The organism is Virgibacillus phasianinus (assembly GCF_002216775.1).
GTDB lineage: Bacteria > Bacillota > Bacilli > Bacillales > Amphibacillaceae > Virgibacillus_F > Virgibacillus_F phasianinus.
On the sequence record NZ_CP022315.1, the window covers coordinates 2,295,154 to 2,311,844 of the forward strand.

16 protein-coding genes are annotated in these 16,691 nt (G+C 38.4%); 15 read left to right on the plus strand and 1 reads right to left on the minus strand.

Annotated elements, in window-relative coordinates:
* The first annotated feature begins 23 nt into the window (after nucleotides 1–23).
* The 3 genes from narI to CFK37_RS11015 are packed head-to-tail and all read left to right on the plus strand — an operon-like array spanning nucleotide 24 to nucleotide 2,312.
* Nucleotides 24–716: a respiratory nitrate reductase subunit gamma gene (gene narI / locus CFK37_RS11005; RefSeq protein ID WP_089061901.1), complete on the plus strand. Its 693-nt coding sequence runs from the start codon at nucleotides 24–26 to the stop codon at nucleotides 714–716.
* 50 nt (nucleotides 717–766) lie between these two features.
* Complete coding sequence (locus CFK37_RS11010; protein ID WP_089061902.1) at nucleotides 767–1,861, plus strand: SLAC1 family transporter; 1,095 nt, start codon at nucleotides 767–769, stop codon at nucleotides 1,859–1,861.
* A complete protein-coding gene (locus CFK37_RS11015) occupies nucleotides 1,854–2,312 on the plus strand; it encodes a hemerythrin domain-containing protein (protein ID WP_245837206.1) in 459 nt (152 codons plus the stop codon). Before CFK37_RS11010 ends, CFK37_RS11015 begins: the two co-directional genes overlap by 8 nt.
* On the opposite strand, the gene CFK37_RS11020 is transcribed toward CFK37_RS11015, so the two are convergent.
* Nucleotides 2,309–2,746: an Rrf2 family transcriptional regulator gene (locus CFK37_RS11020; RefSeq protein ID WP_089061903.1), complete on the minus strand. Its 438-nt coding sequence runs from the start codon at nucleotides 2,744–2,746 to the stop codon at nucleotides 2,309–2,311. The two genes, CFK37_RS11015 and CFK37_RS11020, sit on opposite strands and share 4 nt — an antisense overlap.
* A gap of 136 nt (nucleotides 2,747–2,882) precedes the next feature.
* Here CFK37_RS11020 and hmpA point away from each other — a divergent pair, with 136 nt between their 5' ends.
* From hmpA to tcuA, 12 genes are all read left to right on the plus strand, one after another.
* On the plus strand, nucleotides 2,883–4,124 hold the full coding sequence (gene hmpA / locus CFK37_RS11025) for an NO-inducible flavohemoprotein (protein WP_089061904.1): 1,242 nt from the start codon (nucleotides 2,883–2,885) through the stop codon (nucleotides 4,122–4,124).
* Nucleotides 4,125–4,287: 163 nt separating this feature from the next.
* Entirely contained in the window at nucleotides 4,288–5,001 is a 714-nt protein-coding gene (locus tag CFK37_RS11030; RefSeq protein ID WP_089061905.1) for a Crp/Fnr family transcriptional regulator, read from the plus strand.
* Nucleotides 5,002–5,238: 237 nt separating this feature from the next.
* Complete coding sequence (locus tag CFK37_RS11035) at nucleotides 5,239–5,643, plus strand: CidA/LrgA family protein (protein WP_089061906.1); 405 nt, start codon at nucleotides 5,239–5,241, stop codon at nucleotides 5,641–5,643.
* Complete coding sequence (locus tag CFK37_RS11040; RefSeq protein ID WP_089061907.1) at nucleotides 5,613–6,305, plus strand: LrgB family protein; 693 nt, start codon at nucleotides 5,613–5,615, stop codon at nucleotides 6,303–6,305. Before CFK37_RS11035 ends, CFK37_RS11040 begins: the two co-directional genes overlap by 31 nt.
* A 94-nt stretch (nucleotides 6,306–6,399) precedes the next feature.
* Nucleotides 6,400–7,140 carry a sulfite exporter TauE/SafE family protein gene (locus CFK37_RS11045; RefSeq protein WP_089061908.1) on the plus strand — a complete coding sequence of 247 codons (741 nt, stop codon included), beginning with the start codon at nucleotides 6,400–6,402 and terminating at the stop codon, nucleotides 7,138–7,140.
* Nucleotides 7,141–7,224: 84 nt separating this feature from the next.
* Nucleotides 7,225–9,402: a DNA topoisomerase III gene (locus CFK37_RS11050; RefSeq protein ID WP_089061909.1), complete on the plus strand. Its 2,178-nt coding sequence runs from the start codon at nucleotides 7,225–7,227 to the stop codon at nucleotides 9,400–9,402.
* A gap of 140 nt (nucleotides 9,403–9,542) precedes the next feature.
* A complete protein-coding gene (locus CFK37_RS11055) occupies nucleotides 9,543–11,177 on the plus strand; it encodes an ATP-binding protein (protein WP_172840492.1) in 1,635 nt (544 codons plus the stop codon).
* A complete protein-coding gene (locus CFK37_RS11060) occupies nucleotides 11,170–11,841 on the plus strand; it encodes a response regulator (RefSeq protein ID WP_089061911.1) in 672 nt (223 codons plus the stop codon). Before CFK37_RS11055 ends, CFK37_RS11060 begins: the two co-directional genes overlap by 8 nt.
* A 259-nt stretch (nucleotides 11,842–12,100) precedes the next feature.
* Nucleotides 12,101–13,081, plus strand: a complete 981-nt coding sequence (locus CFK37_RS11065; protein WP_172840493.1) for a tripartite tricarboxylate transporter substrate binding protein — start codon at nucleotides 12,101–12,103, stop codon at nucleotides 13,079–13,081.
* Between the two features lie 36 nt (nucleotides 13,082–13,117).
* Nucleotides 13,118–13,567 carry a tripartite tricarboxylate transporter TctB family protein gene (locus tag CFK37_RS11070; protein WP_089061912.1) on the plus strand — a complete coding sequence of 150 codons (450 nt, stop codon included), beginning with the start codon at nucleotides 13,118–13,120 and terminating at the stop codon, nucleotides 13,565–13,567.
* 11 nt (nucleotides 13,568–13,578) lie between these two features.
* Nucleotides 13,579–15,072, plus strand: coding sequence for a tripartite tricarboxylate transporter permease (locus CFK37_RS11075; protein WP_172840494.1), 1,494 nt, complete (start codon nucleotides 13,579–13,581; stop codon nucleotides 15,070–15,072).
* A 36-nt stretch (nucleotides 15,073–15,108) separates the two neighbouring features.
* The gene (gene tcuA, locus CFK37_RS11080; protein WP_089061913.1) at nucleotides 15,109–16,629 is read left to right on the plus strand and encodes an FAD-dependent tricarballylate dehydrogenase TcuA; all 1,521 of its coding nucleotides are present in this window, start codon (nucleotides 15,109–15,111) and stop codon (nucleotides 16,627–16,629) included.
* The last annotated feature ends 62 nt before the right edge of the window (nucleotides 16,630–16,691 follow it).

Sequence of the window (16,691 nt, forward strand, 5' to 3'; positions counted from 1 at the left end):
CGAAGTTGAAAGGGGATATCTAAATGACCACTTACTTTTGGTGGGTTATTTTCCCATACATTACAATAGCAATCATGATTGTTGGTGTCCTTTACCGGTATGCGTTCAGACAGTTAAGCTGGGCTGCACCATCAACAGAGTTTTTTGAAAAAAAGTGGCTGAGAATCGGCTCACCTTTGTTTCACTGGGGAATAGTCTTTGCGTTTATTGGACACCTCATGGGGATGGTCGTGCCAAAAGATTTTTATGAGTTTCTTGGGATTACTGATCATTTATACCATATCGGCGCCATTTATGGGGGAGGCCTTGCGGGTCTAATGGTTGTCGTTGGATTAATCATTTTGTTAATCCGTAAAATTGTCGTCGATCCTGTCCGAATTCATGCTACATTTGCTGACTTTTTCACTGTTATCGCATTGTTGATTGTTGCAGGTATGGGTGCATACATGACGATTATATATAATACAACAGTTGTGGAATATGAATATCGCACAACAATCGGCCCGTGGTTCCGCAGTTTGTTTGTGTTAAATCCGAACTATCAGTTAATGGAATCCGTACCGCTTCTATTCAAGGTTCATATCATCGCAGCTTTTGGATTATTTGCATCTATTCCATTTACGCGGTTAATCCATTTTTACAGTTTACCGGTCAATTATCCATTAAGAGCTCCGCAGCAGTACCGTTCGCGAAACGGATATAAAAGAAACGGATAAATAAAAGCAGGTGGCTGGGGTTCCGGCAGCCTGCTTGGAGGTTCGTCATCATGATAAATTTATTAGGTTTTATTGCGGCATTGCTGTTTTGTTTTGCCATACGCCAGCTATGTTTCAATAAAGAGGATACACCTACAGCCGCAGGGGCAATCGTTATGGCAATCGGGATTTTCTTATACAGTGCCATGCAGCAGTTTTCGTTCTATGCCTATGGTGAAATATTTGCATTCATTCTTGCTGCAATATGGTCACTCATTGTTTTGGCCATTATGTCGACATTATTAGACCATTCTTTTCATAAGAAACATCTGAAAGATCCGGTTCACTTATTTGCTGTCGGAACATGGGTTGCTGGAACATCTGTGCTTGGAAATGTGATTTTTCAGTTCTCACTCGATTTAGGCATCTTCCCTTATATCATGGGAATGTTAAATATTCTGCTTTATCTCTGGTTTCTCAGCTATGTATTCCCTGCATTTTTGATAATTTTCAAGAGTAGCGCCAAGGATAACGCGCACGGTGTATTATTACTCCCAACAGTTGGCACACAATCGATTGTTTTGCTTTTATATAATATTTTTCACCGCCTTTTACCAGCCTTTGGAAATATATGCCTGATTAGTTTTGGCATCTTACTTTATATAATTGGGTTTTATTTGATATTCCGACGTTACCTATTACAAAGGAATTGGAATCTGGCAGATGATTGGAAAAATACCAATTGTATCGTACATGGGGCGATATCGATTACTGGTCTTGCAACAGTAACTACTGAAGTATTTGATTATCATTTTCAATTTTTTTTGTGGATGTGGGCAATTGTATTTTTTGTCCTTATTGAAGCAGTTGAATTGTATCGGGCAATTTTACGAATAAAAAAATTTGGGATTGTCGGAGGTGTTGGAAAGTATGATGTATCTCAATGGTCACGGAACTTTACATTCGGCATGCTTTACGCCTTTACCGCGCGCTTTCAACTGCCAGGTAGTTCGTCCTTTGCCCATTTGCGACATGTTATTCTGACAGTTGGCCCGTGGATTGTATTGTTGTTTTTATTCATAGAAATCGTCATATTTTTCAAATCTAAATTAAAATGGAGTATAGGAAAAAATAGAAGGCAATCGGAGGCGCAAATGAATGAATAAGAAAAACAAAGGCATTAAAAGGCATGAATCACTTTATCCATTATCCCACCACCACCATCACGCACTGGTTATCGCATTAAAATTGAAACAGGCGGGTACCGAAAAAAGCAAACTATCTCCGGACGACATCAAAATAGAGGCACAGCATTTTTGGCGAAATGGCGGACAAAAGCATTTTCGCGAGGAAGAAGAAATATTGTTACCTGCATATGCCCAATTTGTTTCAATTGATGACCAGCCGGCAATAGCTAAAATGCTGTTGGAACATGTGAAAATTCGTTCGCTAATGGAAGTGATAAGGAATGCTTCCCTTGAAGAATTGAATCAACTGGGTACCTTGCTTGCGAATCATGTCAGGGAGGAAGAACGCGTAATTTTCCCAATGATAGAGGAGGCGCTCCCTGAGGAAAAAATCAAGGAACTAGCAGGGTATCTGCGCGTTAACAACTAGTCAATTCCCATCAGCTTCTTCAGATGCCCCCGATTGGTGATTAAATCGTTTACTGTATAGTCATCAAGTACTTGTAAAAATGCTTGGACTGCTTCGTTTAAGGCGTGCTTTAATTTACATGCGGGTGTGATGACACAGTGATTTCTGGATTTATCAAAGCATTCCAGAATCGCAAAGTCATCCTCAAATTCGCGAACAATTTCACCAACATTCATTTCCTCAGGAGGTTTTGCCAAGCGGATACCGCCATTACGGCCGCGGACCGTCTCAAGGTACCCCTTTTTATTTAATTCAAAGACAACCTTACCCAAATGGTTTTGGGAAATGGCGAACGTCTTAGATATTTCTTTTATACTTGCTAATTCATCATTATTTTTCGTTCCAGTATAGATTAGAACGCGCAGAGCGTAATCTGTATATTTTTTTAATTGCATGCCAAAAACTCCCCCTAAAACGTTAACAGAATTGTAACAGGAATCCACTCTTTTTCCTATCAAAACGTGTTATTCTTTAAGTGTACAAAACATGTATTCAAAATACATGTTTAATAAACTAAGGGAGAGTTTTACTATGGCTACTGAAACAAAAACTGGTTTGGATCAACAGACAATTGACATTATAAAGGCAACTGTACCCGTATTGGAAGAACATGGAACTGAAATTACAAAAGTGTTTTACCAACGCATGTTTGAAGGCCACCCGGAATTAAAAAATATATTTAATCAGACAAATCAGCGCAAAGGGGATCAATCAAAGGCACTTGCGGGTGCTGTTTATGCAGCTGCTTACAATATTGACAAATTGGAAACGATTCTTCCAACGGTGAAACAAATTTCTCAAAAACATAAAAGTCTTAACATACAACCTGAACATTATCCGATCGTAGGTAAATACTTATTACTGGCTATGAAAGAAGTGCTTGGCGATGCAGCTGATGATGCTGTTATTGGAGCCTGGGAACGTGCATATGGTGTAATTGCCTCTGTTTTCATAGAAACAGAAAAAAGTATGTATAAAGAAATGACAGACACTGTCGGTGGATGGACTGGTTTTCGTAATTTTAAAGTTATCAAAAAGGTAAAAGAAAGCGACGTAATCACATCTTTCTATTTTGAACCGGCGGATAATAACCCATTTCCATCCTATCAGGCTGGCCAGTATATAACTGTAAAAGCTGAAATCGAAGGCGAACCTCACGTGCATTTGCGTCAATACAGCTTATCATGTGCACCTGACGAAGGATACTACCGGATTAGTGTAAAACGGGAAGATGCAATTAACCATCAACCTGCCGGAATTGTATCCAACTATTTACACGAAACATTAGACGTGGGAAGTATTCTCCCGATTACTGCACCATCTGGTGACTTCGTTTTGAATCAAACAGATGATCGTCCACTTGTCTTGATGAGTGGTGGCGTAGGTCTTACACCAATGATGAGCATGCTCGAAACTGTAGTAAAACAGCAGCCAGAGCGTGAGGTATATTTCATTCATGCTGCGCAATCAGGTAATGTTCATGCCATGCGTGATGCAGTAAAAGAGATTACTGATAATTCCAGTCATGTTTCCTCATTCGTTATTTATGATCGCCCAACAAATGAGGATAAATTAATGAACAACCATGATAAGGAAGGGTATATTGATGAAGAATGGCTGACATCTGTTCTGCCAAGCTATGATGCTAACTTCTATTTCTGTGGACCTGCTCCATTTATGCGGGCAATGTACCAGCTGCTGAAAGGACGCCAAGTAGAAGATTGCAATATTAATTATGAATTCTTCGGCCCAGCATCAAGCATAACTGGATGAACACATCAGGAAAATCCTGGTGTACAGAATTGGTAAAGTTTTGTATAGTAGAAATTAGAAATAGAGGTTTGGAAATGGGGGGACAGTCCCCCACCACATTAATGCGTTAACGCGTTAGTAGGGTGGGGGACTGTCCCCACCAATACAGAGGGGGCAAATTCTTATGGGCCTTGTCAATCAATTAACGGTGGAAACGAATACGGTTCACTTATCTGACAGAAGCATGCAAAAGTTACGTGAGATTATGAATCTGGAAACGTTCAGTAAGGATTCCCGGATATTTTGGGAGGGCGATTCGAATGATAAGCTATTCTTTTTACAAGAAGGTACAGTACAGTTGACTAAGTTAAGTGAAGACGGTAAGGATTTGACGTTGCATTATTTTTTCCCCGGAGATTTATTCGGCGAGTTTGATCCAATGCATAAGCAAACTAGCGCATTGACAGCGGTGGCAGTGGAAAAATGTGTGATTGGAGTCATTAAACAGGCTCATCTGAAGGTACTCCTTTGGCAAGATGGTGATTTAGCCATTGAGTTCGCCCAATGGCAAACCCATATGCAGCACTATACACAATTAAAGCTAAGGGACTTGTTATTCCATGGCAAGAACGGTGCCCTTGCCGCGATGCTAGTTCGGGCAGCTAATACGTACGGCATTAAGAGTGGTAAAAAAATCGTTATTTCAAAAAAATTCACCGACAGTGAACTTGCAAATTTAATAGGTTCGAGTCGCGAGACAGTCAACCGAATGCTTAAATCGTTTAAAAAAAGTGGCATGATTAAATGCGAACAAGGAAATATCGAATTGTTGGATTTAACCGGTTTAAAAAAGATTTGCCATTGCGAGGATTGTCCAGTTGGAATATGCAGGTTATAGAATAGATAGTCCTTTTTAGCCTTCTAATATACATTATATTGGCAGGTCCATTCAATTTAAAAAAATTGGATAAAGTGATATGATTATTCAATGGAACGTAAACGAAACCTCATAATACAAATAATAAGTCGATAAAGGTAAGAAGGAAGACACAGTTAATAGTCTTCCTTCTTACTATTTTAATGATAAAGAGAGGAAGGAAAGCTGTTCTTTTAGTTAGAACAGCGATACTACATCATGAAAATCATTAGGATCATCTCTCAAATAGCCCTTTTATATCTGATTTTTTTATTCGGCGAAGGTTTGCATAACATCCTTCATATCCCGCTTCCTGGCAGCATTATAGGACTGCTGTTATTGTTGGCTGGTTTGTCATGTAAGATTATTCCAATTAAATTGATGGAGGATGGGGCGGGGTTCATCTTAAAGTATTTACCTTTATTTTTTATCCCAGCTACAATCGGAATCATGAAATACCCATCCTTACTTTCATGGAGTGGTGTTGTATTATTGTTAATTGTAGTTGTCAGCACCATAATTACGATGGTAACTGCAGGAACGATAAGTCAGTTTTTTGAAAGACAGAAGCTGAAAAGAAAGGAGGAGCAGGAATGCAGCAAACGCTATACACAATCATTATGATTCTGTTTACGATTGGAGTCTTTTTGATGATGGTTCGCCTATATGCACGTTTTCATATTCCAGTATTTATCCCTATTTTAACTTCGACAATTACTATTGTGTCCGTTTTGCTGGTATTCGGTGTCTCCTATAATAGTTACATGATCGGCGGAAAGTGGATTGACGCCCTTTTGGGACCGGCTGTTGTCTCCCTCGCCTACCCATTATATAAGCAGCGAAAAATGATTGTGGAGCATATGTTTCCTATATTAGCTGGGGTTTTTGTCGGGTCATGTGCCGCGATGGTTAGCGGTTATATATTTGCCAAGGCATTTGGTGTAGGGCGGGATTTCATTATTTCGTTGATTCCTAAATCAATTACAACCCCTGTCGCTATACAGATTTCTTCTGTAATCGGCGGGATTCCTTCGATTACGGTTGTATTTGTCATGATTGCAGGATTTACAGGTGTCCTGATCGGTCCTTCCATTCTAAAATGGGCACGGATTGAGAGCCCGATGGGAAAAGGAATCGCATTTGGCAATGCCTCACACGCAATTGGAACTTCTAAGGCCCTCGAATACGGGGAACTAACGGTTTCAATGAGCTCCGTGGCCATGACATTAAGTGCAATATTTGGTTCCGTGTTAGGGCCATTATTTGTGTGGTTGTTTCAAATTTAATGTTAAAATAGGGGAAGAGAAACAGGAAAATGGGGTTGTTGGCTATTTTGTATTTTTATTATAAATTAGAGCTTGGACAAAAGGGATTATTAGTATGAGCACCACCGTTATGATATTGGTAATTGCAGCTGTTTTCATCGGGGCTTTGATGCGTGCTACATTCGGATTCGGTGAAGCGGTTGTAAGCATGCCACTCCTCGCATTAATGCCAATTGATTTACATACGGCAATTTCGTTAATCGGATTGGCCGGGCTCACAGTAGCTGTACTAACCGTCTCAACTGGCTGGCGTCACATTGACCGACCAGCCCTTATACGATTAGCCATTGCAACAGTGATTGGTATCCCAGCAGGACTTGTGCTTGTGAAATTCGCGCCTGCTATAGTGATCACAGTAGCACTTGGAACATTCCTTATTGTTTATGGTATTTACTCACTCGCTAAACCATTCCTGACCAGCCAGGCACAACCCCCAAGGTTGACGAAACCTGCTTGGGCGTTACCATTTGGTTTTGCAGCTGGCATGCTGGGCAGTGCCTATAATTTCAACGGTGTTCCAGTTGTCGTTTATGGAACGATACGCCGCTTTGAACCAGAACGTTTCAGGGGAACTTTACAAGCACACTTTTTGATTTCTGGGGTAATGGTTGTCGTCGGTCAGGCACTTGGCGGATTATGGTCGGGAGAATTATTTATTCTCTATGGCCTATCCTTGCCGGTCATCCTAATTGCCACCTTAATGGGTATCTTTATACATCGGCGCATTCCAAATCATAAATTTGAACGGTACGTATTTATGCTGATAATTTTACTGGGCATGTTACTGTTAGTATAGCATGGGGACAGTCCCCCGTCACACTAATGCGTCACCACTTTAGTGCAGTGGGGGACTGTCCCCGCTTAAGAAAGGAGTTTTCACATGGGTAAAACGGTTGTATTAGCAGAGAAGCCCTCTGTTGGGCGCGATATTGCGCGCGTTCTGAATTGTACTAAAAAAGGAAACGGATTTATGGAAGGTAATTCCTACATTGTTACTTGGGCACTTGGGCATTTGGTTACGCTCGCTGACCCAGAAATATATGATGATAAATATAAAACATGGAAGCTTGATGATTTACCAATGCTTCCATCACATTTGAAGTTAGTAGTGATGAAAAAAACAGGCAAACAGTTTAGCGCGGTGAAAACACAATTGAGTCGTAATGACGTACGTGAAATTGTTATCGCGACAGATGCAGGACGGGAAGGCGAACTTGTGGCCAGGTGGATTTTGGAAAAAGCTCGCGTCAAAAAGCCTGTTAAACGGCTATGGATTTCATCTGTTACGGATAAGGCAATTAAGGATGGGTTTAAGCAATTGAAACCTGGTGATCGTTACCGGAATTTATATGATGCAGCAGTTGCCCGCTCCGAAGCTGATTGGTATGTTGGCCTGAATGCAACACGTGCATTGACAACGAAATTTAATGCCCAGCTTTCAGGTGGCCGTGTTCAGACGCCAACACTTGCCATGATTCAGGCACGCGAAAATGAAATTAAGGCATTTATACCTCAGAAATTTTATGGTATTCAGGCGGTTACCGGGAAAGGGTTGAAATTCACCTGGACTGATACGAAAAATAATAATCGCATATTCGACAAAGATAAAGCCGATAAGATTTTACAGAAAGCGAAAAACAAAAAAGCGACGATCATTTCCGTTGAAAAAACGAATAAGAAGAAATATGCCCAGCAGCTGTATGACCTTACGGAGCTGCAACGTGACGCAAACCGGATATTCAACTTTTCCGGGAAACAAACGTTATCCATTATGCAAAAGTTGTATGAGCAGCACAAGGCATTAACCTATCCGAGAACAGACTCACGAGTGATTTCAAGCGATATTGTCCCAACACTGAAAGATCGTGTAAGCGCATGTGGTGTTGATCAATATGCAAAATTTGCCAATAAGGTAATGAAACGCGAGTTTAAGCTTTCAAAGGCTGTTGTTGATAACGCGAAAGTATCTGATCACCATGCGATTATTCCAACCGAACAATCTGTTGCATTTGAGGACTTAGACGATAGAGAACAAAAAATATATGACTTGGTTGTGAAGCGGTTCCTTGCAGTATTGTCTGACCCACATGAATATGAGCAGACATCTGTAGAAGCGAAAATTGGTGAGGAGCAGTTCACAGCAAAAGGTAAACGGGTGATCAAACAAGGCTGGAAAGAAATTTATGATAAACGGTTTGACGCTGATGACGACGAAACGGAACAGTCACTGCCTAAATTGTCAAAAGGTGACACATTTGAAAATTTACGTGTTTCACAGACAAGTGGTGAAACAAAACCACCAGAGCGCTTTACGGAGGGTGGATTATTACAGGCAATGGAAAATCCCGTTCGCTATATGAACTCTGACGAGAAGCATTTGGCTGGCAGTTTAACAAAAACAGGTGGTCTTGGAACAGTGGCAACGCGCGCAGATATTATTGAAAAGCTTTTCAACGGCCAGTATATGGATAAAAAAGGGAAGCATCTGTTTTTAACTTCAAAGGGGAAACAATTGCTTGATCTGGTTCCTGAAGATTTGCGCTCACCAGCACTTACCGCTGAATGGGAACAAAAACTTGGATTGATTGCGGAAGGTAAACTGAAGAAGGACACTTTTATCGCCGAAATGAAGGGCTATACAAAGGAAGTTGTGCAGGAGATAAAAGGCAGTGATGAAACGTTTAAGCATGATAATATGACAGGTACGAAATGTCCGGAATGTGGCAAATTAATGCTTGAAATTGATAATAAAAACGGACGGATGCTTGTTTGTCAGGACCGTTCTTGTGGGCACAAGAAAAATATCGCTAAACGAACCAATGCAAGATGTCCAAATTGTCATAAGCGCATGGAAATGCGTGGGGAAGGCGAAGGGAAAATGTTCACGTGTAAATGCGGCCATCGTGAGAAACTTTCCACTTTCAATAAGCGTAAAGAACAGGAGAAAAAGCATAAGGTATCGAAGAAAGATGTTAACAAATATCTGAAGAAACAAGATGATGATGGATTTAAGAATAATGCGTTAGCCGATGCTCTGGCTAAGTTGAAGAAAGATTAAACAATAAAAGATTCTCTGCGGATTGCGGAGGATCTTTTTTGGTATTAAATTTATTTTAAACCTTCAGATATTCAGTGGTGAGTTCCTGTGATATTATTGGAAAAGAGATTTGATAATTAAAACAATTGATGGAGAAAATAATGAAACGACTTCTTAATGTGTCATTACAAGTAAAAATTTTAGGGTTAATCATATCATTAATTCTACTTATAGTTGGGTTGATTACGACTACATTTGTTATTTTAGAATCTAAAGAGGATATAAAAAAGGCAGAAAGTATTGCACTTCAAACTGCAAAGACGCTGTCATATATGCCTGTTGTTCATGAAACAATTATTTCTAACGACCAATCAGAAGAGATACAATCAATTGCTGACCATATTGTTGGCGAAGTAAACGCTTCAGCTATTCTTATAGAAAATAGGGATGGAAGGCTTTTTAATGAGGTCCCAAGTAGTATTCTTGATAGATTATCGAATGATAAGCATAAATACCGTACATTAGTGTTTGGTAGTGCCTACGCAACAAATGTGGGAGATGGAGCTGATGCTTTGTTAATAGGCATGGCCCCAATTTATATTGACTACGGAATGTACGGTAAAGTCGAGGGAACGGTAGCAGTAGTTTATAAAATGGAAACAATAATGGAAGATATTGCTGCTGATACAAAGAAAATATTGATTATCTCATTCGGGGTACTCCTCGCGGGTATATTCGGTGGAGTGATGCTTACTAGAAGTATAAGAAAGGATACATTTGGTCTTGAGCCGATAGAAATCGCCTCTTTATATAGAGAGAGAAATGCTATCATACAATCCATAAAAGAAGGAATAGTGGCGATTGACTCCAGTGAAAAATTCACGATGATGAACAATTCCGCTAAGCAGATATTAGATATAAAAACGAAGGTCAAGGGGCAATCACTAATTGAGGTTTTCCATTCACCCCGTATGATTAACGTTTTACGATCCCAGAGTGAAAATAATAATGTGGAGCTTGAATATAATGGGAAAACTATAATTGTAAATTCCCAACCTATTAAAGAAGGTAGTGAAAAATTAGGAACTGTGGCTAGTTTCAGAGATAAAACAGAAATTCAAAAGATGGTAAATACTCTTTCTGAGGTAAAGCAATACTCAGAGGACCTAAGAGCACAAACACATGAATTTAAAAATAAATTATATGTATTACTCGGCCTTATACAGCTTGAGAAGTTCGATGAGGCAATGCAATTTATCAAAGTAGAATCAAAGTATCAAGAAGTACAAGCTGATATTATTTTTAACCATATTAGAGATGAGAAGATCCAGGCTATATTATTGGGAAAGATAGCAAAAGCATCTGAAAGCAAAACTGAGTTTATTATTGACTCGGATAGTTCATTATCTAAACTGCCGGGGCACTTTGAATTATTACCATTACTTATTATTATTGGTAATTTAATTGATAACGCTTTTGAAGCAGTTTCCAAAGTTAAAGAAGGGGAAGTATCATTTTTTACGACGGATATTGGTAATGACATCATTTTTGAGGTAGTAGATAATGGCTCAGGCATTGATGAAAAAACTGTGCCATTTCTCTTTGAAAAAGGCTTTTCAGAAAAGGGTGAAAATAGAGGGTATGGCCTATCTAATGTAAAAAAAGAGATTGAGAGTTTAGGAGGTTCAATTGAACTTCAATACTTAGGAGAAGAAGGTACTATTTTTACGGTTTTTATACCAAAAAGGCTGAAACAGACAAAACTAGGCAAAGGGGATGAAAGTCTAAATGATTAACGTGGTAATTGCTGAAGATGATTTTAGGGTTGCCCAAATACATGAAGCTTTTTTAGGGGAAATAAGTGGAGTACATTTACTTGGAAAAGCGATAAATGCTTCAGATACATTGAAGTTATTAGACAGTAATTCAGTGGATCTATTATTACTTGATGTTTATATGCCAGATCAGTTAGGTACAGATCTACTGCATAAAATTAGACTAGCACATCCAGGTATTGACATTATTATGATAACTGCATCAAATGATAAATCCTTTTTAGAAAAAGCGCTAGAATACGGGGTATTTCAGTACTTAATTAAACCGGTTCAGCTAGAACAATTTAAACAAACGATGGAGCAATACAGGAAAAAGAAACGGTTTATTGATTCAACATCCAAAGTTAATCAAGAGGTGCTAGAGCAGTTATTTGGAAATCATGCAAAAAAGGAAATAAAAACTCTGCCACCCGGAATAGATTCTTTAACTTTGGGAAAAGTGATTGAATTAATTCAATCAAATTCAGACGGACTTACATCGGAAAATGTTGGCCAGAAAATGGGTGCCTCTCGTACTACAGCGAGGAGGTACCTAGAATATCTAGTAAGAATTGATCAAGTACGAGCAGAAAGCGTATACGGGATTGTCGGACGCCCAGAACGAAGATATTTTTATAAAGGTTAATAAAAATAATACCGGGCTTCCGTTCGGTATTATTTTTTTGGGATTATTGTTGTTTTTTTATTAGCTACAGTATTCAATTATGATGATTATATATCTATGATTTTTATGAACAAAATTATTTTTAAATTTTTAAAAAACAATATTTTGAAAACGTTTACATAAATAGTAGTTAACTAGTATGATTTGATTATTCGATTCAAGTACTTATATTCAGTATTGGATGGTATAGTTTTATAAAAAGTAAAGGGGTGGATATGTTTTGAAGAAGTTTATGTTTTTATTTGTTCTTTTAGTTTTGCTATTGGCTGCATGTTCTAATTCGGAGTCAGCATCGAGTGGAAAAGATTATCCTTCAAAAAATATTGAAGTAATTGCGCCAGCATCTCCAGGTGGGGGATGGGATCTAACTGCACGATCCATTCAGAAGGTATTAACGGATAATGAATTAGTTGATCAAAATATTAATGTAATCAACAAACCTGGTGGAGGTGGAGAAGTAGGTTGGAAGTATTTACAATCAAAGGATTCCCATCATTTAGCTATAAATTCTAGTTTAGTATTAACGAATAACTTACTTGGATCCAGTGATCTAACTTATAAAGATTTTACTCCTATTGCTACTTTAGCAACAGAGTGGCAATCATTAGCTGTTCCAGCAGATTCAAAGTATGGATCCTTGGAAGAATTAATGAAACAACTAAAGAAAGACCCAAGCTCGATTAAAGTAGGGGTAGGACCTGCACTAGGTAATGATGACCATCTATCTTTTGTTCAAGCTGCTCGTGAATATGGTGTGAACCCAACTGAGGTTGACTTTCTAGTTTATGAAGGTGGCGGGGATGTTGTAACTGCTCTCCTTGGGCACCATGTTGATGTTGTTACTACATCCGTTTCTGAGGTTCATGATCAACATTTAGCCGGAAAGGTAAAAATTCTAGCTATTTCCTCGGAAAAAAGATTGGAAGATTTAAAGGAAGTTCCCACATTTAAAGAACAGGGTGTAGACATGGTATTCCCACATTGGAGAGGAGTCATGGGACCACCAGATATGACTGAAGAGGAAATTGCCTATTGGGATGAAAAGCTAGGAAAAATGGTTGAAACTGAAGAATGGAAAGATGTGCTTAAAAACAATAACTGGGAAGGTTTTTACAAAGATAGCAAAGAAACAAAGAAGTTCCTTGATGAACAAGCCGAATTGTATGAAGGATTAGTTAAAGATTCAGGTTTAGTTAAGTAATTTTAAAGTTTCCTGGATGGTGGGGGGATATACTACGTGAAAGCATTTAAAATTGGCATGCCAGTATTCTTAATTATTGTGAGTATTGTTTGTTTTATTGGTGCTATAAGATTACCCAAAGCGAATTTGGGTGATCCTTATGGTCCATTGTATTTTCCAATAGGTATAAGTGTACTTCTATTCATTTTTGGAATTGTGTACTTTTTTCAGGAGATAAAACGAATAAATAAATCTAATAATAAAATTACTGAATTGTTTACTGGTCGTACACCAAAGTTAATTGGAGTGACAATTATTTTAGGAATAGGATACACACTGATTTTTGAGTCCCTAGGATTCTTGATTGCGTCTATTCTTTTTCTTGGAGCATTACTTTTTGTAGTAAATGGAATTAAAAATTGGAAAACAAATATTATTGTTGCATTAGCATTTTCATTTATTTCATGGTATGCCTTCAGCGAATTGCTAGGTGTCAGTTTACCTTAGGAGGGTTAATAATGGGAATGGATACATTTATGGAAGGTTTGTTAACCTCCTTAGAGCCAATAAATATCATGTGGATTATTATTGGTGGCTTTTTAGGAACAATTGTCGGGATGCTACCCGGGTTAGGGCCGGCAACAGCTGTTGCAGTCTTAATTCCAGTAACATTTGGTATGGAACCAGTTAGTGCACTAATTTTGATGGCTGCTATTTATTACGGTGCAATGTACGGTGGTTCAAGGAGTTCTATATTACTGAACACTCCGGGTGATGGTTCTGCAATTGCAGCAACCTTTGATGGTTACCCAATGGCTCAAAAAGGTCAGGCTGGACAAGCGATGGCTATTTCTGCAGTTGCTTCCTTTATTGGAGGTGTTATTGCCGTAATTGGTTTTATTTTATTGGCAAAACCATTGGCAGATTTCGCACTAAAATTTGGACCAGCCGAGTACTTTTTGCTAATGCTTCTAACTCTATCTGCAATTGTATCGTTATCAATGGGTAAGATGGTCAAAGGATTTATTTCTATGTTATTAGGGTTGTTGCTAAGTACTGTTGGAATTGATACTCAAAGTGGTGTTTATCGCTTTACTTTTGGTATTCCACATTTAAGTGAAGGAATAGACTTTTTAATTGTTATCATTGGAATTTATGCTATTGGGGAAGTACTATATAACTTCCTAACAATTGATGAAATAAAGAAAGAAAAGAAAAAGGTCGGTAAGATTTGGTTTAGTAAAAAGCAGTGGAAGCGTTCTAAATGGCCAATTCTTCGAAGTGGACCACTTGGATTTATTATTGGAGTACTCCCAGGTGCTGGTGGTTCGATTGCATCTATGATTAGTTACACCACTGAAAAACAAATCTCAAAAAAGCCTGAGGAATTTGGCGAAGGGGCGGTTGAAGGATTAGCAGCACCGGAATCCGCAAACAATGCAGCATCTGTTGGTGCAATGATTCCACTATTAACAATGGGAATACCCGGATCTGGAACCACTGCTGTTATGCTTGGGGCTTTAATCATGTTAGGAATAAGACCTGGTCCGTTATTGTTTGAAAATGATCCTGAAATGGTATGGACTCTAGTTAATAGCATGTTTATTGGAAACATTGCCTTGATTATTATTAACATTCTTTTGGTTGGTTTACTGGTTAAAATACTTGATACTCCTGCAAAAGTTTTGTACCCAATAATTTTACTGTTAGCTTTTATTGGTACATATACATTAAGCTATAGTGCAATTGACTTTTTCTTATTGCTTATTTTTGGTTATTTTGGGTTACTTATGAAGGTAATGGACTTTCCAATAGCACCTTTAGTATTGGCAATAATAGTAGGTGCCGACATGGAACAAAATTTCCGCATGGCGATTTTGTCATCAAATGGTAGTTTAGGAGTATTTTTTGCTACACCTATTGCAATTGGATTGATTGTTTTAACTTTACTTTCATTATTTTATCCTTTGATAGTAAAGAAAATCCAAAAAAGAAAATTGAGTAAACCCTAATTAGATTTCATCAATCGTTGGAAAGGAAGAGTATAAGTGACGAATATTAAAGAAATTTCACCTCATTATGATCTGATAGTTGTTGGGGCTGGAAATGCTGCTCTTTGTGCGGCAATTGCCGGTAGTGAACAAGGAGGAAAGGTTCTTGTACTAGAACGTGCACCGCAGGGGAAAAGGGGAGGAAACTCTTATTTTACTGATGGTGCTATACGGGTAGCATATGAAAACATTGATAATATAAAAGGAATTATACCCGAGTTAACTGATGAAGATGCGGAAAAAATAATTATGCCAGAATATAATACTGAAGATTACCTAAATGACTTAATGCGCGTAACAGAGAGGAAAACTAATCCAGACTTAGCAAAACAATTGGTGGAGAAGTCTTTAGAAACAATTGTTTGGATGAAAGAGCAAGGTGTTAAATTTGAATTAAACTCAAGTAATCAATCTTTCATTAAAGATGGAAAAAGAGAATTCTGGGGTGGCCTTCCTTTAAAAACAAAGGACAAGGGAATAGGATTGATGGGGTCCTTGTTTCGAAGAATTGATGAACTTGGTATTGATATTTGTTATGAAACCCGAGCTGTAGAACTATTAGTAGACGAAGGTAAAATTCGTGGACTAGTAGTGAAGCATGAGGCAGAACTTATTACAATAAAGAGTTCGAGTGTAGTATTGGCTTGCGGAAGTTTTGAAGCAAATAAAGAAATGAGAAAGCAATATATAGGTGAAGAATGGGAATCAGCTATTGTTAGGGGAACAGAGTATAATACGGGTGATGGGTTGGAAATCGGACTTGCAGTAGGAGCCCAAAAATATGGCGAGTGGGGCGGTTGCCACTCCATTGGAACAGATTACCATGCACCTAAGGTTGGGGACTTTGATAAGCCCGGAGATATTTATAAGAAACATTCGTATCCATTAAGCATCATGTTAAACAAGGAAGGAAATCGATTTGTTGATGAGGGTGCCGATTTTAGGAATTATACCTATGCTAAATATGGTAAAGAAATTTTAAAACAACCAGGACATGTTGCATATCAACTTTTTGATGCAAAAGTAAGACCATTACTAAGGGAAGAGTATAATCTTGAAGAAGCAACTTTTTTTAAGGCAAATACGTTAAATGATTTGGTTGATAAGTTACCTGTGGATAAAGAAAACTTTTTGAATACAATTCAAGAGTATAATGAAGCCGTTCAAGAAGGAGAGTTTAATCCTTCAGTTAAAGATGGAAAACGTACACAAGGTATCACACCTGAAAAAACAAACTGGGCAGTAAAGGTCGAGGAAGGACCGTTTTATGCATTCCCAGTCACTTGTGGAATTACTTTCTCTTTTGGGGGACTTCATGTTAATACCCAAGGAAACGTATTAAACCAAAATAGTAAACCTATTGATGGACTCTTCGCTGCTGGAGAAATGATCGGGGGAATATTCTATGGCAATTACCCCGGGGGGGCCGGATTAATGTCTGGTGCCGTTTATGGCAAAGTAGCCGGAACTTCTGCAGGGAAATATGTCCAACAAATGAAAGAAAGAATTAATAATTAATAGAGTATTTAAAGATTTGAGAAGTCACCGGAATGCGATTTGGTGGCTTTTTCCATGTAAAG